The sequence below is a fragment of the Micromonospora kangleipakensis genome (assembly GCF_004217615.1).
Classification (GTDB): domain Bacteria; phylum Actinomycetota; class Actinomycetes; order Mycobacteriales; family Micromonosporaceae; genus Micromonospora; species Micromonospora kangleipakensis.
The window spans coordinates 5,505,289-5,523,354 of sequence record NZ_SHLD01000001.1; the positions used below are offsets into that span (position 1 = coordinate 5,505,289).

Consider the following 18,066-nt stretch of genomic DNA (forward strand, 5'->3'; position numbering starts at 1 on the left):
TATCTCGCGGTGCCGCTGACGCGGCGGGACGATTGGCGACGGACCCGGCTGCGGCGGGCCCCGGCCGGCGGGACGGGCCCGGTCACGGGTCTGCCCGCCCGGGGGTGCCGGTGGGCCGCCGCTGCTGCCGGCCGCGCGCCCGGGCCCGGCGGTCGGCGGCGCGTTGCAGGGCCAGGTGGATTCCGTCGCTGTTCTCCGCACCGTCCAGGAACGCGGCCAGGGCGCGGACGTTGGGATAGCGGAAGAGGTCCACCAGGGCGATCTCGCGCCCGATCGCCTCGGCGAGCCGGTGTTGCACCTCGGCCATGGCGATCGAGTGCCCGCCGAGGTCGAAGAAGCTGTCGGTGGCACCCACCCGGTCGACGCGCAACGTCTCCCGCCACACCCGGGCCACCAGTTCCTCGTTCGGGCCGGACGGTGCGACCGGATCGGCGCCGGCCGCCGGACCGACCGGGGCCCGGCCTGCCGGCGTGGGCGGCGGAGTCGACCGGACCGCGCCCGCCCGGACCCGGGACAGCGCGGGCGCCGGAGCGGAGTCCGCAGGCCGTTCGGGTGCGTCGGTGAGCGAGTCGAGCACCGCCAGGTAGCCGTCGAGCAGATCGGCGATCCGGGCGGCGGCGAACAGGTCCGGGTTGTAGACCGCGTCCAGCGCCAGCACGCCGTTGCGCTCGACCAGGTAGAGGGTCAGGTCGAACGGCGAACCCGGCAGACCGGCCGGCACCCGCTCGGCGACCAGGTCCGGCAGGTCCAGGGCCGGCTCGGCGAAGTTGAACACGTTGAACAGCACCTGGACCAGCGGTGGGCGGGCCGGGTCCCGCGGTACGGACAGCTCCTGGACGATTCGCTCCAGCGGCGCGTTCGGATGGGCCAGCACGTCGAGCAACTCCTGCCGGCAGGCCAGCACCTGATCCGTGAAGCTGCTCCCGCCGTCGGTGTGCAGCCGGACCGGCGCGATGTCCACGAAGAACCCGACGAGGTCCGCGACGGCGGCCAGCCGGCGATCGGCGACCACGACGCCCACCACGTGGTCCGTGCGGTCCACCAGTCGGCGCAGCACCTCGCCGAAGGCGGCCAGCAGGACGGTGGACGGCGTCGCGCCGAGCCGGGTCGCCAGTCCGCGTACCCGGGCGTCGAGTTCGGGCGTGAACGGCGCGCTGGCGAACTCGCCGCGGTAGGTCTGCGCGGCCGGGCGTACCCGGTCGGCGGGCAACTCCAGCACGGTCGGCGCGCCGGCCAGGTGCGCGGTCCACCAGGCGAGGTCGTCCGGCCCGCGCAGCCGGTCCCGAGCGGCCCGCCAGACCGCGTAGTCGGCGTACGTCGCCGGCAGCGGGTCCAGCGGCGCCGTACCGTCCCGGGCCGCCCGGTAGGCGGTGGCGAACTGGTCGTACAGCACCGCCTGCGACCAACCGTCGAACACGGCGTGGTGAAACGTCATCGCCAGGACGTGCTCGTGGGCGTCCAGCCGGTACAGCTCGGCCTTCCACACCGGTCCGGTGGCCAGGTCGAACCGGGTCGCGGCGCTGGCCTGCAGCCGGGCCCGCAACGCGGCCTCCCGGTCGACCCGGCCCATGCCGGACACGTCGACCACGGTCAACGGCACGTCACCCGGTGGATCACAGATCACGTGCGGGGCACCGGCGACCCGGGTGATCCGCCAGCGCAGCACCTCGTGCCGGTCGGCGACGGCCCGCAGCGCGGCGCGCAACGCGGTCAGCTCCAGCCGGCCGCGCAGCCGCTCCGCCATGGCGGTGTTGTAGGCCGCCGAGTCGGGCGCGAGCTGGTCCAGGAACCACAGCCGGCGCTGGGACGGCGACAGGGTCGGTGGCTGGCCCGGGATGAGCTCCGGCTCGGTGAGCCGGTCCGCGTCGGCCACCCGGGCGGCCAGACCGCCGAGCGTACGGCCCTCGAGGATGTCCGCCACGGAGACGTCCCGACGGAGTTCGTCGCGGAGCAGGGCGACCATTCGCATCGCCGACAGCGAGGTCCCGCCGGCGGCGAAGAAGTCGTCGTCGCGGTCCGCCGTCCGGGCGCCGAGCACCCGCCGCCAGGCGCCGGCGACCGCCCGTTCGTCGGGCGTCCCGGAGGCACCGGCGCTGCCGGCGAGCCCGCTGGCCGGCGTGGCGTCGAGCCCCGCGCCGGCGGCACCGGCCGACTTCTCGTCGGACGACCCGGTCAGCGCGGCGAACCCGGCCGCGGCCAGCTCGGCGAGCCGCGCCGCGTCCCGCTTGCCCGACGGGGTGAGCGGGAGCTCGTCCAGCCGGAGCAGCCGCCGGGGCACCATCACGTCCGGCACCCGCTGCCGGAGGAACTCGAGCAGCTCGCCGTCCGGCGGCGACAGCGCCGGCGCCACGACGGCGACCAGTTCGGTGCCGGCCGGACCGTCGGCCGGTACGACCGCAGCCTGCCGGACCTGCGGGTGTTCGCCCAGCACCGCCTCCACCTCGCCGAGTTCCACCCGCTGGCCGCGGACCTTGACCTGCCGGTCGATCCGGCCGAGGAAGAGCAGTTGCCGGTCGGGCAGCCAGACGGCGCGGTCGCCGGTGCGGTACAACCGCGCGCCCGGCTCGCCGGAGAACGGGTCGGGAACGAACCGCTCGGCGGTCAGGGCCGGCCGACCCAGATAGCCGCGAGCCAGGCCGACACCGCCGATCAGCACCTCGCCGGGCGTGCCGGGTGGCACCAGGTCGCCATCGGCATCGACCAGGTGGATCCGGTGGTTGGCCAACGGCCGGCCCATCGGTACCGGCCCGTCCCAGGATCCGCTCGCCAGGTAGCCGGTGACGCAGACCGTGGCCTCGGTGGGGCCGTAGCCGTTGGAGAACCAGCGGGTCGGACGATCCGCCGGCCCGGTCCAGCGCTCGACCTGTTCGGGGGCGGGCGACTCGATCCCGGTGAAAACCGTACGCCAGTGCGGCAGCCGGTCGGGATCCAGCAGCGGCAGCAGCGCGGCCGGCAGGCACCCCCAGGTCACCCGGTGCGCCTCGGCGAACCGCTGCAGCCGGACCGGGTCGACCCGGTCCGCGTCGGGCACCAGGGCGATCTCGCCACCGGCGACCAGCGGGATGAACAGATCCTGCACCGACGCGTCGAAGCCGAGCGGGGCGAATCCGAAGGCCCGGCAGGTCTCGTCCGCGCCGCTGTACGCCCCGAACGCCGTCACGTGCGCGACGACGCTGCGGTGGCTGACCACGACACCCTTGGGCCGGCCGGTCGACCCCGAGGTGTAGAGCACGTACGCGGCGTTGTCCGGGCGGGCCGGGCAGGCCACGGCGGCCGGCGGCGGACCGACCGGCTCGGTGGGGATGTTCACCAGCCGCAGGTCCGGGTCCGACAGCGCCTCGCGGCCGGCCTTGTCGATCACCACGGTCGACAGCCCCGCGTCCCGGGCGATCTCCCGGAACCGCCGCTGCGGGTGGGCGCGGTCCAGCGGCACGTAGCACCCGCCGGCCAGCAGCACGCCGAGCACCGCGACGAGCAGGTCCGGCCGCCGCTCGGCGCAGATGCCGACCCGGGTCTCCGGGCCGACGCCGTGACCGCGCAGGGTGGCCGCCAGCGCCCCGGCCCGGTCGACCAGTTCGGTGTAGCTGAGCACCTCGTGCCACTGCCGGACGGCGACCGCCGGGCCGCGGCGGGCGGCGGCGGCGAGGATGAGGTCGACCAGGGTGGCTTCCGGGTAGTCCCGGTCCGGTCCGACGGCGTACGGCGCCGCGCGATCCGCTCCTGCCCGACCGCCCGCGTCCTGCCCGCCGCGGGTGTCGGTGAGCGCCTCGTGTCCGGTCATCGGGTCACCTCCATCGTCGAGGGCAGCGCCGGATCGACCACCTGGATCCGCAGTTCCGACTGGTACCGGCGGCCCTGGCTGTCCGGGACCCAGGCCAGGTCCGGGCCGGGCAGCGCCTCGCTGACCACGATGGCCGCCGCGCCGCCGGCCTGCTGCCGTGCCGCCCGGACCATCGCGCAGAGGGACGACGCGAACATCGGGCTGGACAGGTCGACGTAGCACGGCTTCGTCTCGGTGGAGAGCTTCACGTAGACCCGTTCCGGCAGTCCCAACGACCGGCGCCAGCGCCGCACGGCCAGGTAACGACCGAGGCTTCCGGTGGCGCTGGCCAAGCCGGACTCGTCGATGCTCGTCCGCCAGGTCTCCCGTACGGCGACCAGCCGGTCGATCACGATCCGGGGGGTGTGCGACCGGGTGGTGACCAGCTTGAAGCCGTCGGCCGCGTGCATCGACAGCAGTTCGCTGAACACCTCCAGCAGCGGCCAGGGCCCGTGCCCGGCCCCGTCCACCACCAGCTCCCCGCCGACGGGGCGCACCCGCAGGGCGGTGATCGGCACGCACCGCGGATCGGCGCCGGGTGCCGGTACGAAGGCGAGCTGGACATCCGTCCGGTGCTGCAGGGCGAAGGTCACCCGGGCGGTGTGCCGCGGCATCGACGGCGGGAAGAGCAGACGTACCCGGCCGGGGCCGAGGTCCGCGGCGAGCCAGTCCGCCAGCTGCTCGGGCGCGTCGTGACCGGAGGCGAACACCGAGTTGTCCAGGGTGGACCAGGCGGTGTGCAGCTCGCCGAGCACGACGGTCGCCGCACCCCGGTCGATCTCCTCGACGCTGGCGGCGCAGATCTGCAGGTCCGGACTGTGGATCCGGCCCGCCGACCAGCCGGGACGGTCGGCCGGGAAGATCTCGTCGACCCGGGTGGCCAGGTCGGCGGCGGACAGCTCCACCAGCCGGGTGTCCCCGGTCGGGTCGTCGTCCAGCCCGGTCAACCGACCGAACCGCGTCGCGAGCCTGGCCGAGACCGCGTCGATCGGCCGCTCCCCGGTGCCGAAGAGCGGCCCCTGGGCCAGGTACCAGAAGTCGGCGAAGCCCACCTCGGGGTCGCCCGCCTCGGCGGCCAACTCCTCGTAGAGTCCCCGGAACGCCACCCCGTACGCCTCGGCGATCGCCACGGTCAACCAGCGGGCCGCCCGCAGCAGCACGTCGAGCGGCGCGGCCACGGTGTCCAGCACGGCCGCCCCCAGTGTCACGTCGAGGTCCCGGACGGTGTCCTCGTAGCAGACGGCCCGGCCGGCGTACGTCTCGCCCGGCCGGTGCATGGCGGGTTGGCCGGTCAGCTCGGTGAAGTCGGCGTGCAGGGCCCGCAGCGACCGGTACAGCCGGTCCGGGTCGCCGGCCGCCGCCGCGACCTCGTCCCGCGCCGCGCACAGCCGGGCGAAGTCCGCCTCGACCGGCCGTCGCAGGTCCGCCTCCCCGATCCCCTCGATCACCTCGCGAAGTCGACCCTCCGCCGCGCCGCTCATCGGCAGGGAGACCCCCCACCAGAGCAGACCGCGGTCGACCAGCCGATCCAGCAAGAGGTAGATGTTGTCGTCGTTGCGCAGTCCGCGTTGCGCGGTCGGCTCCTCCGCCACCAGGTGCCGGGCGATCTCGACCACCGGCGTCCGGCCGTCCAGCCGGGCGACCACCGCCGCCTCGGCGGGGCTGAGCACGACCGCTGGTGCCGCCGGGCGCGACACCCGCCGCTCGTCGGCGAGCCGGTACGGCGCGTGCAGCCCGGCCGGCAACCAGCGGCGGACGGCCGGGTCGGTGGCGATCCGGTCACCGAACGCCGCCAGCGCCCGCCACTCGAAGGCGACCATCCGGCGCCGGACCAGCGCCGGGCCGGCCGTGATGCTGGTCGTCGGGGTCCGCCGGGTGAGCGTCGCCCAGCAGATCGGCCCGAAGAAGCCGATGGTGTCGTTCTTCGCCGTGTACCGCTGCCAGTACCGGCCGATCGCCTGCTCGCGGGCCCGCCGCTTGTCGTGGCTCCGCTCGTCCGGGCCGCCCCGGCGCACCGAGTCCAGGGCGGTGAGCGCGTTGAGGTTCTGCCAGGTCACCGCCTCCCGGAACAGCGGATCGCCGGCCAGGTCGTAGATCATCTTGCTGGTCTCGGCCACCGCGGCGCCCAGCACCGGCAGCAGTTCGGCCTCGGTCACGGTGCCGTCCAGGTGGGCGTCCGCCACCGCGGCCAGCTCCGGCGCGGTCAGCCGCAGCACCCCGTCGGCCGGGAAGCCGGCGGCCCGCAGCACACCCTCGCGCCACACCCGCCAACCACCGCTGCCGAGCGGGATCAGGTGCTCGGCCACCGGGTCCGACCCCGGCGACCGTTCCTCCGCCGGGGTCCGCGGGCCAGGCGTGGCCCCGGCGGTCGCGGTGCCCGTTGTGGTCGCGGTGCCGGCCCGGACCGTCGTCGTGGTGCCGGTGGCCGCGAGCAGGTCTGCGCCGACCAGCGCGGCCACCTCTTCGGCCCGCTCGGCGAAGAACAGGTGTCCACCCTGGATCGTGCGCACAGTGCAGCCGACCGCGGTGTGTTCGGCCCAGTGGGCCATCGTCATCGGATCGGCGTCCCGGTCGCCGGTGCCGGCCAGACAGACCAACGGCACCGGCACCGGCGCCTCCGGTCGGTACGTGTACCGGTTGAGCCAGTCGAAGTCGGCCCGCAGCGCCGGAAGGATCAGATCCAGCAGCTCCGGTACGTCCCGCACCCCCTGCGGCAGGCCACCCAGCTCGGCGATGCGGGCCAGGAACTCCTCGTCCGGCAGGTCGGCGATCCGGGCCAGCGTCTTCGGCAGCTGCGGCGGTCGGCTCCCGCCCAGGTAGAGCCGGCTCGGCAGCCGGGCGCCCAGGCGGCGCAGTTCGCGGACCACCTCGAAGGCGAGCAGGCCGCCCATGCTGTGCCCGTACATCGCGTAGGGCCGGTCGGCCCGCTGCCGGACCGCCTCGACCACCTGGCCGAGGTCGAAGGTCGGCGATTCGATGATCCGCGCCTCCCGCCCGGGCAGGGCCAGCACGTCGAGTCCCACTCCGGCGGGCAGGGCCGCCGGCCAGTCCCGGAAGCTGCTCGGGCCGGCCCCGGCGGGCGGCAGGCAGAGCAGCAGCGGACCGGAGTCGGCCGGGGGACGCAGGCTGACGTACCACTGTGCCGCCGGGGTCACGGGTCGGCCCGCCGTCCCGGTCCGGGCGTCGGCGGCGCTCATGGCCGCACCCCGGTCAGCGGCGCGGGCCCGGCTGGCTCGATCCAGTGCCGGTCGCGCTGGAACGGGTAGCCGGGCAGCGGCACCCGCCGCCCGGCGGTCGCGGGCACCTCACCGCCGCGCAGCCACTCGGCGGCCCGGTCACCCAGTTCGGCCGGGGCGTCCGCGGGCACCGGCCCGACGACCCGGGCCTCCTCGGGCTCCGACCCCGTGGCCAGCGACCGCAGCGCCGCCACCGCCCCGGACCGGTCCCGGGCCACGACGGCGGCCCGGTGCGGCAGCCGTCGCCGGCCGGTCGCCAGGTTGTACGCCGCATCGGTCAGCGATCGATCGGACCCGGTGTCGAGGTGCTCCACCAGTCGACCGGCGAGCTGGCGCAGCGCCCGGGGGCCGGCCGCGCTCAGCGGCAGCAGTGCCCAGGGTGGTCCCCCGTCCGCCGCCGGGCGGACCGGTGGTTCCTCGACCAGCACGTGCGCGTTGGTGCCGCCGAGCCCGAAGGAGCTGACCCCGGCCCGCCGGGGACCGGCCCACTTCTGCTCGGTCGCGGTGACCACGAAGGGGGTGGCCGCCAGGTCGACGTCCCGGTGGGGCCGCCTGAAGTGCAGCGTGCCGGGGATGACCCCGTGCCGCACGGCGAGCACCGCCTTGATCAGGCCGATCACCCCGGCGGCGGCGTCCAGGTTGCCGATGCCGGACTTCACCGAGCCCAGGACGCAGTACCCGGACCGGTCGGTGTGCATCCGGAAGGCCCGGGTCAGGGACTGGATCTCCAGCGCGTCGCCGATCGCGGTGCCACTGCCGTGCCCCTCGACGAAGCCGACGTCGGTCGGTTGCCAACCGGCTGCGGCGAGCGCCTCCGCCACCACGGCGGCCTGCCCGGTGACGCCCGGGGCGGTGAAACCGGCGCGGTCGGCGCCGTCGTTGTTCACCGCCCAGCCGGCCAGCACCCCGTAGATGTGGTCGTCGTCCTCGACCGCGTCGGCGAGCCGCTTGAGCAGTACCGCCCCGGCGCCGTTGCCGAACACCTGGCCGGAGGCGTCCGCGTCGTACGGCCGGCAGGCGCCGTCGGCGGCGAGCGTGCCACCGGGACGGTGCCGGTAGCCGATCTGCCGGGTGGACACCACCGCGGCGCCTCCGGCGATCGCCAGGTCGCACCGGTAGTCGAGCAGGCTCTGTGCCGCCTGGCAGACCGACACCAGCGACGACGAGCAGGAGGTCTGCACGGCGACCGCCGGACCGGTCAGGTCCAACGCGTATGCCACCCGGCTCGGCAGGTAGTCACAGGTGCCGCCGGCCAGCAGGTCGTCCCAGTCCTCCGGCAGGCTGCCGGCCGGCTGCACGGCCGGGTTTCCGAGCAGGTGGTGACGCAGGTAGCGGTTGGCGGCGCAGCCGGCGAACACCCCGATCTGGGTCTCCGGGTCCGGCCGGCCGTAGCCGCCGTCCTCGAGCGCCCACCAGGCCACCTCGAGGAAGAGCCGGTGCTGCGGATCCAGCAGGGCGGCATCGGCCGCGGAGTAGCCGAACAGCGCCGCGTCGAAGTCGGTGAGCCCGGCCAGCCGACCGAAGGCGGGCACGAAGCTGGCGTCGTTGGCCGTCTCGGCGGGCAGCCCGGCCGCCGTCAGTTCGGTGGCGGAGAACCGCCGTACCGCGTCGGTCCCAGCGGTGAGATTCGCCCAGAACTCGGCCGGTCCCTCGGCACCGGGCACCCGGCAGGCCAGCCCGACGATCGCGATCCGGTCGTCGTCCGTCATTCCGCCCCACCTTTCGTTCGCGACTGCGGGGCTCGCAAACCCGGCTCACTCCTCGCGCTCACGCTGTCTCCCCTGACCGCGCCCGGCGGCGTCGGCGCATCCGACCGGCGGCGCGCAGCAGCGCACCGTCCTCCCCTCCCGGCCCGTCGACCGGAACGCCTTCGCGCAGCTGGGCGGCCAGCCCGGCGACGGTGGGAAACTCGAACAGCCGCACCAGCGGGATCCGCCGGTTCAACGTCGCCTGCAGGCGCTGCTGCACCAGCGCCATCAGCAGCGAATGGCCACCCAGGTCGACGAAGGCCGTCTCCCGGCCGACCCGGTCCAGGCCGAGCACCTCGCACCAGGTCGCGGCGATGATCGCCTCCAGCGGGTCCTGGCCGGCCGCGTCGACGAATGGCCCCGGTGGCGGCGGCGGAAGGGCGGCGACGTCCAGCTTGCCGGTCACCCCCATCGGCAGGGCGTCCACCGCCACCACGGTGCGGGGCAGCATGAAGTCGGGCAGCCGGATCGCCAGGCCGGCCCGCAGCGCTGTCGGTTCGACCGAGGCGTCGGGCGACGGCACGACGTACCCGATGATCTCCTTGTCGCCCGCGCCGGCACCGCCGGTCCGGCGTTGGGCCACGACGGCGGCGTGCCCGACGCCCGGCAGGGCGGCCAGGGCGGCCTCCACCTCGCCCAGTTCGACCCGGTGCCCGCGGATCTTCACCAGCCGGTCCGCCCGGCCGAGATAGACCAGCCGTCCGTCCGGCAGCCGCCGGGCCAGGTCCCCCGTCCGGTACGTCCGGACCCCGTCATGGTCGCCGAACCGGCCGGCGGTCAGCTCGGGCAACCGCCAGTAGCCGAGCGCCACGTGCGCCGAACGGACCGCCACCTCACCGGTCAGGCAGGTGGGCCGGCCCGCCGGGTCGAGCAGCAGGACGTCGATGCCGTCCAGCGGATGCCCGACCGGCACGACCGCGTGCGCCAGCGGCGCGTCGGCCGGCAGGTGGTCCTGCGCGGCGAAACTGATCTCGGTCGTGCCGTAGCCGTTCACGAACACGGCGCCCGGGGCGAAGTGGCGACGGGCGAGCTCGACGTCGTGCCGGGTCACCTCCTCGCCCCCGAGCAGCACGGCGCGGATGTCCGGCAGTGCGCCGTCCGGGCCGAGGCTGGCGCACAGATAGCGGTAGACGGTCGGCGTCGAGTGGTAGACGGTGACGCCCCGCGTCGCCAAGGTGCGGGCGAGGTGACCGAGGCCCTCGCTGCGGATGTCCACCGGCACGACGGCGGCGCCGGACAGCAACGCGCTGAACGTGTCGGTGACCGCCATGTCGTAGCCGAACGAGGTGAGCACGCTGGTCCGGTCGGCGGGGGTCAGGGCGAAGTTGCGGATGTGGTTGCCGACGCCGAACAGCACGTTGCGGTGGCTCTGCACGACCCCCTTCGGGGTGCCGGTCGACCCGGACGTGTAGAGCAGGTACGCCGGGTCGTCCGGGCCGGCCGGGGTGGCCAGCCCGACGGCCAGGTCGGCCAGGTCGGCCGGTCCGACCGCCGACGCCACCGGCACGATGCGCAGGTCGGCCCGGCCGGCGAGGTCCCGCAACCGGTCCGCCAGGTCGGCGTGTGCGGCGTCGGTGAGCAGCACGTCCGCATCGCTGTCGGCGAGGATGTGGGCCAACCGGTGCGCCGGGAAGGTCGGGTCGAGCGGGACGTAGGCCCGGCCGGCGGAGAGCGCCGCGAGCAGCGCGACGACGGTACCGGCGCCGTGCCGGCAGAGCAGCGCGACCTGGCCGCCCTGTCGCGTCCCGGCCGTGGACCGGATGACCGTGGCGGTCGCCACCACCGCCGACGCCAACTTCCGGTAGGTCAGGCACCCGTCGTCGGCGAGCACCGCCGGGTGGTCCGGCGTCCGACGCAGCTGCGCGGCGAACGCGCCCGGGATGGTGTCTCCCGGTGCGCGTTCAGGTCGGGCGCCGGCAGCGCCGCCGTGCAGTTCGGCCCACCGGGACGCCCGGCGCCGCTCGTACGCCGAGACCGGCAGCAGGTGCGCGGTGGAGACACCGTCGTCGCCGGCGAGCGCGGCGAGCAGGGTGACCAGGTCGGCCAGCAGCGGTTCGACCAGCTCCGCCGGACAGTCACCGAGCCGGATCTCCCACCGCGACACGTCGGTCCGGGTCGCCAGCTCGATCCCGTCGGCGAACGGTGCGACCGGCGCCGACGACGACTCGGCCGATCCGGCCGACGGGTCGGCGCACTCGTCGGTGCGGCTCGTCCGCCGGATCGGCGCGGCCACGCCGGTCAGCACCTCCCGGACCGGCCGGTCACCGGTGAGGTCCAGCAGGTACCCGGCGTCCGGGCAGCGGACCGGGACCGTGGACCGCCCGGTCCAGCGGCGTACCAGCAGGGCCACCGCGACCACCGCCACGACCTCCCGCGGTACGCCGTGGCGGGCGGCGAGTTCGGTCAGCCGCCTGCTCAGCCCGGCGTCGAGCACGACCGTCGAACGGCGCTCAGGCGGCTCCGGTTCGGCGGTCGTGACCGGACCTGACACCAGCGGGGTGGGGGTCGGCCCCATCAGCGGCAACCGAGGACCGCCGCGGCGATCCCGTCCACGGTGGAAACCTCCGCGTCCGGCTCGGCCGTCACGTAGTCGGCGCCGGTGTAGCAGCCGGATCCGTGCAGCACGATCTCGTGGCCGGCCGGTACGATCCCGCGGTCGATCGCGTTGAGCACGCCGGTCAGGGCCATCACGATCGACCACTCGCGCAGCTGCGCGGGGTCCGCCGGGAGCGGGCGGGTGCCGTCTGCGAACCAGTCCCGCAGCATCGGGTAGCGCCGCACGCATTCGCGGCGGGACACCACGATGCCGTCGCCACCGAACCGTCGGACCAGGTCGTTCATCGCCGGTGACGTGACCGGCTCATGCGTGTAGAAGGTCGGGTCGAGGATCTCGTCCGGCTCGTCGGTGACCTCGGGGAAGTGCGGATCCTCGCGCTGCGTCCACCCGCCGCCCGCCTGGTCCCGTTGGTAGCGGGGCAGGTGCGACCGGGAGAAGCTGTCATGCCGCAGGTTGAGCACCATGTCCGGAGTGCCGAGATGTTGCACGAGCAGGAAGCCGGGCCGATCCGCCGGCTCGGCCCGACCGGTCGCCTCGAGCACGTCCCGGCCGAGGTTGTAGCCGAGCAGCCCGTACGCGCTGGAGACGGCGTGCGCGTGCCAGCGCGGTGCGGCCGACGAGGTCGGCGACGCGTCGGCCTCGAACGCCGCGCGGGCGGCGTCGGCCACCAGGTAGTTGCGCAGGTCAAGGGAGTACCAGAGGTTCAGGCCGTACTTGTCGTACGCCTCGGCGGCGTACTCGTCGACGAACGCCCGGCCGAGCGCCTTGACGCCTTCGGCGGCGCCGCCGGTGAACCGCAACAGCGGGTTCAGTCGGCGCAGGGCGGGGTCGCCGGCCAACCGGTCGGACCGGAGCTTGTGCCGGGTGGACGCGGGAGCGAGGACGACCACCGACAGCTGGTCGGGCTTGACCAGACCGACCGCCAACGCCCGCCCCACCGCGTCACGCAGGGCGATTCCCTTGTTGGCCGAGGTGGGGGTGAAGATGCAGATCGACTCACCGGTACGCCGGATGTGCTCCACCGCTCGGGCCACGATGAGCATCGAGGCGAACGTCTTCGTGGTGTGCGTGCCGGGGTTGCCGGTCAGGTCCATGAACTGGACCGGGTGCCCCTGGTACTCCCCCAACGAACGCCAGGTCGCCGTGGCCGCGGCGAAGAACTCCCGGATCTCGTCGGTCAGTACCGGCAGGTCGAAGCCGGGCGCGAAGCCGGGCGTTCCGGCCGTGCCTCCCGGGGCGGCGCCGCAACGGGCGACGGCGGCCGGAATCAGGTCGTAGTAGTCGACGATCAGGTTGCGGGCGTTGACGATGGGCGGCGTGGACAGCATCTGGTCTCCTTGGTCAGGCCAGCCGGGCGGGGGCGGGCGCGGGTGGCGCCAGCCTGAGCCGTCCTCGTAGCGCGGTGAGTTCTTCGGTGACCTGGTCGAGGGCCGAAGGTGTCCACCCGTCCGCGATGTCGGGCAGGTGGTCGGCGATCGCGGCGGCGGCGGCAGGTGAATATTCGATCCGCCCGTCGACCACCTGCACACCGTCCCGTCGCCCGACCCGGAGGTTCCAGTCGACGGCGGCGGTGCGGGTGATTCCCGCGGGAAGGTCCAGGACGATCGTCCCGGCGGAGATCCGGACCGGGTACCCACCGGGCAACCCCATCGGCCCGGGCAGGTTGGCGCGGATCTCGGCGCCGGTGACGAGATCGAGCAGCAACCGGGCTGCGGCGTGCCCGCCGATGGCGTTGAGTTCCCCGCGAGGCAGCGCCCGATCGGCGGCCAGCAGCGCGGTTACGCCGGTCACCGGGGTGCCGTTGGACCAGGCACGTACCTCGTCGCCCGGATCCGTCGGGGCGACGAGGTGCACGTGGTGGCCGAGCATCGCAAGTCGGTCACCGGGCGCCAGGTTCAGACTGGCCCGCAGGCAGGCCGCGAGGGTGGACACGTTGCCGATCCCGCACAGCACCGGCAGATCGAGGGCGACCAGCAGCGGGTTCACCATGTCGGGGAAGGCGCCGTTGACGAATCGGGTTCCGGGGTTCACCCGGGCCACCGCCCGGGCCAGCCGCACGGCGAGCGTGGCCTGCAGCGGAAGGGTGACCCCGAACCCGGCCTCGGCGATGAGCCTGGTCCAGGCCGAGGGCGCGGTCACCCGCTCGTACGGGGACTGCGCCGAGGCGCAGCAGACCAGCACGTCGGGCCGGAGCCGGTCCAGCGTCTCGACCTCGTCGGTCAGCGGCTCGGCGGTGAACGAGACGGGGTTGCCGCTGACCGCGGCCCGGGCCCGGCAGCTCCGGGCGAGCTCGGCGACCGCGGCACCGTCGCGGGCCAGCAGGGTGACTGTGACCGGTACGTCGGGTCGGCCGGCCGGGTGGGACGGTGCGAAGGCTGCCAGAGAGTGGCCGAGGGCGCGGGCGAGGGCACCACTGCCGACAACCGCGATGCGCCGAGGGGTCATCGGGGGTCGACCGGACCGGCCAGTGTGCGCAGCCGAACCTTGGACTGGATCATGGCATGGAGCATGACAAGCACGCCTCCCCCACCGACAGACGTACGCCCGCGACACTGCGGACTACATCGAGACAGTCGCATGGATCACATCGACCACCCGACATCTCTTCCGGGATATTGCCACGGAATCCCACGGGGGGGTAGTCCATCTCGGACATCATCCGGTCCAGAAAGTCGGCCTGGTCAGCCGCCTGGCAAGGGCGCGAGGTGCGGGGCGAGAAGGCGCACCGCACGGCAGCCGTGGTGCTGAGCTACGCTGCAGCCCGCACTTCCCAGGCGGACCAGGCGAAGTACGAGAGCGTGCTCCCGGACCCGGACAGGATCGCGTCGGGACAGTAGCGTCGGCAGCATGGACGAGCAGAAGATGACCTCGTGGTGCGAGCGGCTCGGCAAGATCGGTCGTCCCATGCCGACGGCGTGATCGTCGGCATGGGACGGCGAGTTTTCCCGGCTCACCGCGTACGTCGTTGGCCGGGCGGCGGACGCCGAGGCGGAACCCGGCGCCCCAGCGGGGCGGGACCTGGCGCACGAGATCGTCCCGCGGAGCCTCGTCCTCGTGGACCGTCTGCCGATGACGGCGCACGGCACGGCCGACCGCGGTGCGCGTCAGAGGATGGCGCGGTCATGGTGAGCCCGACACGGCTCCTTCTCTCCCTCAACCGAACCGTCCGTGTACGGACGCGGACGTCACGGCGAAAGGCTCATGACACGTGTTCAGGTCCATGATGAAGTCGAAGATCCACCGAGCCACGGTGACGCAGGCCGATCTGCACTATGTCGGCTCCGTCACCGTCAGCGCGGATCTCATGGAGGCAGCCAATCTGCTGCCCGGCGAGAAGGTCGACCTCGTCGACATCGACAACGGCGCGCGGCTGTCCACCTACGTCATCGAGGGTCCCCGGAACTCCGGGGTCATCGGTATCAACGGGGCCGCCGCTCGGCTGATCAGCCCCGGGGACCTCGTCATCCTCATCGCCTACGCGCTCGTTGAGGAGTCGGGCGCGCGCGATTTCAAGCCCAGCGTCGTGTTCGTGGACGCCGAGAACAAGGTGGTCAGCCAGGGGCATGACGCGGTGGGGGTGCCGGACGGCCACGGCCTGGTCTCCGGCGCGGTTCTGCGGGGCGCCGGCGATCGCTCGGGTGCCTAGGCCGTCCGGCGCGTCGCGGGCTGGTGGGCGGCTTGCCGGCGCGGAGCCGGAGCGGTTCCCGCCGGAGGCGCGGTAGCCCGCGACCACCCGCAGCTCGGCAGCCGGCCCGGCGTGCGCTACGCAAGCCGCGACGCGCGGCCGGCTGCCGACCCAACCGCCTCAAGCACTCACCGGATCCGTCGTCCTCGGCGGCCTCGGGCTTCCCACTGCCGCGCCCGTCCGCCCGGCGTTCGGCATGGCCGCCATGAAGCGCGACGATTCTCAGTGCGCTGCGACGACCACCGCGTCCGGCTCGAGGTCGGCGAGCCGGGCCGGCCGCACCACCACGAGCAGCACCACCATCGCCGCCACCATGCCACCCGCAACGACGAGGGCCATGGCCACCGCGCCGGTGCCCAGCACACCCACCAGGGGCGCGGCCAGCGCGCCGACGCCGAACTGCACGGCGCCGAGCAGAGCGGAGGCCGTACCGGCCGCTTCCCCGTGCCGGGACAGGGCCAGGGCCGGCGCGTTCGGCATCGCGAGGCCCGCCGCCCCGAGCACCACCCACAACGACACCAGCACGCTCGGCAGCCCGCCGAGCCCGGTCGCGGCGAAGGCGAGCAGCGCCAAGCCGGCCCCGGTCCCCACGCCCAGGGCGGCGACGAGGATCCGCTGCGGCGAGTGACGGCGCAACAGCCGTACGTTGAACTGGGTCGCCGCGATCAGCCCGACCGCGCCCGCGCCGAAGGCCAGCCCGAACTGCTGCTCGTCCAGCCCGTACTGCTCCTGCAGGACGAACGACGACCCGGCCACGTAGGCGAACAACGCCGCCATGGCCAGCCCGGCGACCAGAACCAGGCCCACGAACGTACGGTCCCGCAGCAGCGAGCCGTACACGATCACCGTCGCGGCCACCCCGCCGCGCTGGCGCCGATCGGCCGGCAGCGTCTCGCGGAGACCGAGCGCGGCGACCACGACGAGCAGCACACCGAAGGCGGCCAGGGCCACGAACACACCGCGCCAGTCCGTCCAGCGCAGCAACCAGCCACCGAGGGTCGGAGCGAGGATCGGCGCGGCCCCCATGACCAGCAGCAGCCGGGAGAGCAGCTTGGCGAAGGCCGCGCCGCTGAACAGGTCGCGGACCACGGCCATCGCGACCACCGAGGCCGCTGCGACGCCGAGGCCCTGCACCACCCGCAATCCGCCGAGAACGGCGATGTTCGGTGCGATGACGCAGAGCACCGACGCCACGACGTGCAGCGCGATGCCGGCGATCAGCGGCGCGCGCCGACCGACGGCGTCGGACAGCGGACCGATCAGCAACTGGCCGATGGCGAGGCCCGCCAGCGTGCCGGTGAGGGTCAGTTGGACGGCCGCCGACGTGGTCTGGAAGTCGGCGACGATCGCGGGCAGCGCGGGCAGGTACATGTCGATGGTCAGCGGACCCACCGCGATCAGCGACCCGAGCACGAGGACGAGCCGCAGGCGTTGTCGGGGGCTCATCAGGTCGCCCGGCGTCAGCGGGGCTGCCGGACCCTCGGGGGCGTCGACGGTGGCGGTCATCGGGTCGCCGCCGACCGGTCGTTGCGCAGCCGGGCGGAGAACAGGGCAGGAGTCACATTCGGCTCCAAGCCCGGATCCGGTGAGCTGATTCCCCGTCGACCGGGAGGTATCTCAGGTCACAGTCGAGCGGCGGCAGCGCGATGGCCCTGACAGGCCGACCAGCGGAGCATCCTCAGCCGCCTGTGGCGCCAGGGCCCTCGCAGTCCCTCGCTGGGGATCTTGCGCAGGCGCAGCCAACGCCCGCAGCGCTACCGCTGGCGGTCACGGCCACCAGAACCCCCGCATCGTTGCTGGTCGGAGCCTCATTGACCGCCCGGGCCGGGTGAGCGATTCCGACGCGGTGACCACTTCGCCAAGCTGCACCCACCAGCAAGGCCTGAATGCCCGCCAGTTCCTCGTCGCGCTGACCTGCGGATAGCCCCTGCCAGGCGATATAGATTGCCGTTGACTGCCGTTCCATGCCGCGTGCAGTTGGCTGAACGGGACGCTAAAACCACCTCTGGGCTGGCAAAACGCGGAGCCGCACCTAGGCGAGGGTGCCGGTGGGTGCATTGCAGCGCCGCCAAGGTGCGGTTCAGCGCCGTTGAGTACACCCCCGTTGCTCCCAGCTCGCTCCCTGCCGGGGGCGCGTCGGCCGAGCGGCTGGCCGAGCGTGACCGGCGCGAACGCGGGCTGATCGCGCTGCACCCAGACGGCTGGTGACCTTTCGTCGCTGCGGGACATCGAGGAGGGCTGCAGGCGAGCGACGCCCGCGCGGGGGGCTGCTGACCACCGACGCGTCGGTCGGTCGCGCCGCTCCCGGCGTCGGCACCGTCGCCGAGCCGATCGGCGTACGGCTGCGCCAGCACCTGCGCGACCCGCTGAACGGCAACGTCTACGCGCTGATGCTCAACACGGCGGTGAGCTCGCTGCTCGGCATCGCGTACTGGGCTCTCGCCGCCCGCCTCTACTCGCCGGCCGAGTTGGGCATCGGCGCGGCGAAGGTGTCGACGATGTCGTTCCTGAGCAACCTCTCCCAGCTCAACCTGAACGGGGCGCTCGCCCGCTTCCTGCCGACCGCCGCCGCGCAGGGCAGCCGGCTGGTCGGGTACGCCTACGGGGTCAGCTGCCTGGCGGCGCTCGTCCTGAGCGGTGGGTTCCTGCTGCTCGCACCCATGGTCGCCGGCCGGCTCGAATTCCTGCACCGCACTCCCCTGCTCGCGGTGGCGTTCGCCCTCTGCGTCGCCGGCGTCTCGTGGAACCTCGCGGTCGTCGCGACGCTCATTCCCGTCAACGTGCTGGTCTTCCGCCGGCTGCTGCCCCGGCTGCGGGCGCGCCGTACCGAAGCGACGCTGCCCGACCGTCCGGTGCTCATCGCCCGGATCGTGGTGCAGCTCACCGCGCAGCCTGCGCGGCGGAAGGTCCTCCGGATCCTCGACATGGTCGCCGCACCGCTGCTCGTCGCGTTCGTCATCGTCATCATCCAGCGGTTCCGTGACCTGAGCTGACCGTGGGCAGGGGCGGCTCATTGCGCC

General features: G+C 74.0%; 9 protein-coding genes. 2 read left to right on the top strand and 7 right to left on the bottom strand.

Annotated features, from left to right (window positions below; translation table 11 throughout):
* Positions 1 to 82: 82 nt before the first annotated feature.
* The 6 genes from EV384_RS26435 to EV384_RS26460 are packed head-to-tail and all read right to left on the bottom strand — an operon-like array spanning position 83 to position 13,806.
* Positions 83 to 3,781, bottom strand: coding sequence for a non-ribosomal peptide synthetase (locus tag EV384_RS26435; protein ID WP_130337476.1), 3,699 nt, complete (start codon positions 3,779 to 3,781; stop codon positions 83 to 85).
* A complete protein-coding gene (locus EV384_RS26440) occupies positions 3,778 to 7,017 on the bottom strand; it encodes an alpha/beta fold hydrolase (protein ID WP_130337478.1) in 3,240 nt (1,079 codons plus the stop codon). The genes EV384_RS26435 and EV384_RS26440 overlap by 4 nt, the downstream gene beginning before the upstream one ends.
* Positions 7,014 to 8,765 (bottom strand): beta-ketoacyl synthase N-terminal-like domain-containing protein, encoded by a 1,752-nt coding sequence (locus EV384_RS26445; RefSeq protein ID WP_130337479.1) that lies wholly within the window; start codon positions 8,763 to 8,765, stop codon positions 7,014 to 7,016. Before EV384_RS26445 ends, EV384_RS26440 begins: the two co-directional genes overlap by 4 nt.
* A gap of 58 nt (positions 8,766 to 8,823) precedes the next feature.
* On the bottom strand, positions 8,824 to 11,319 hold the full coding sequence (locus EV384_RS26450; protein WP_130337480.1) for a non-ribosomal peptide synthetase: 2,496 nt from the start codon (positions 11,317 to 11,319) through the stop codon (positions 8,824 to 8,826).
* Positions 11,319 to 12,689 (bottom strand): DUF6002 family protein, encoded by a 1,371-nt coding sequence (locus tag EV384_RS26455; protein ID WP_130337481.1) that lies wholly within the window; start codon positions 12,687 to 12,689, stop codon positions 11,319 to 11,321. Before EV384_RS26455 ends, EV384_RS26450 begins: the two co-directional genes overlap by 1 nt.
* A gap of 13 nt (positions 12,690 to 12,702) precedes the next feature.
* A complete protein-coding gene (locus EV384_RS26460) occupies positions 12,703 to 13,806 on the bottom strand; it encodes a potassium transporter TrkA (protein WP_130337482.1) in 1,104 nt (367 codons plus the stop codon).
* A gap of 763 nt (positions 13,807 to 14,569) precedes the next feature.
* Here EV384_RS26460 and panD point away from each other — a divergent pair.
* The gene (gene panD, locus EV384_RS26465; protein WP_130337483.1) at positions 14,570 to 15,007 is read left to right on the top strand and encodes an aspartate 1-decarboxylase; all 438 of its coding nucleotides are present in this window, start codon (positions 14,570 to 14,572) and stop codon (positions 15,005 to 15,007) included.
* A 261-nt stretch (positions 15,008 to 15,268) separates the two neighbouring features.
* Here the strand turns inward: panD and EV384_RS26470 are convergent, their stop codons facing one another.
* On the bottom strand, positions 15,269 to 16,492 hold the full coding sequence (locus tag EV384_RS26470; protein WP_130340838.1) for a multidrug effflux MFS transporter: 1,224 nt from the start codon (positions 16,490 to 16,492) through the stop codon (positions 15,269 to 15,271).
* 758 nt (positions 16,493 to 17,250) lie between these two features.
* On the opposite strand from EV384_RS26470, the gene EV384_RS26475 reads away from it, so the two are divergent.
* Positions 17,251 to 18,039: a lipopolysaccharide biosynthesis protein gene (locus EV384_RS26475; RefSeq protein WP_130337484.1), complete on the top strand. Its 789-nt coding sequence runs from the start codon at positions 17,251 to 17,253 to the stop codon at positions 18,037 to 18,039.
* Positions 18,040 to 18,066: the final 27 nt, after the last annotated feature.

Coding starts and splice junctions, on each gene's coding strand:
- EV384_RS26445 (WP_130337479.1), bottom strand. CDS start 8,765: ATGACGGACGACGACCGGATCGCGATCGTCGGGCTGGCCTGCCGGGTG.
- EV384_RS26440 (WP_130337478.1), bottom strand. CDS start 7,017: ATGAGCGCCGCCGACGCCCGGACCGGGACGGCGGGCCGACCCGTGACC.
- EV384_RS26450 (WP_130337480.1), bottom strand. CDS start 11,319: ATGGGGCCGACCCCCACCCCGCTGGTGTCAGGTCCGGTCACGACCGCC.
- EV384_RS26455 (WP_130337481.1), bottom strand. CDS start 12,689: ATGCTGTCCACGCCGCCCATCGTCAACGCCCGCAACCTGATCGTCGAC.
- EV384_RS26460 (WP_130337482.1), bottom strand. CDS start 13,806: ATGACCCCTCGGCGCATCGCGGTTGTCGGCAGTGGTGCCCTCGCCCGC.
- EV384_RS26435 (WP_130337476.1), bottom strand. CDS start 3,781: ATGACCGGACACGAGGCGCTCACCGACACCCGCGGCGGGCAGGACGCG.
- EV384_RS26470 (WP_130340838.1), bottom strand. CDS start 16,492: ATGAGCCCCCGACAACGCCTGCGGCTCGTCCTCGTGCTCGGGTCGCTG.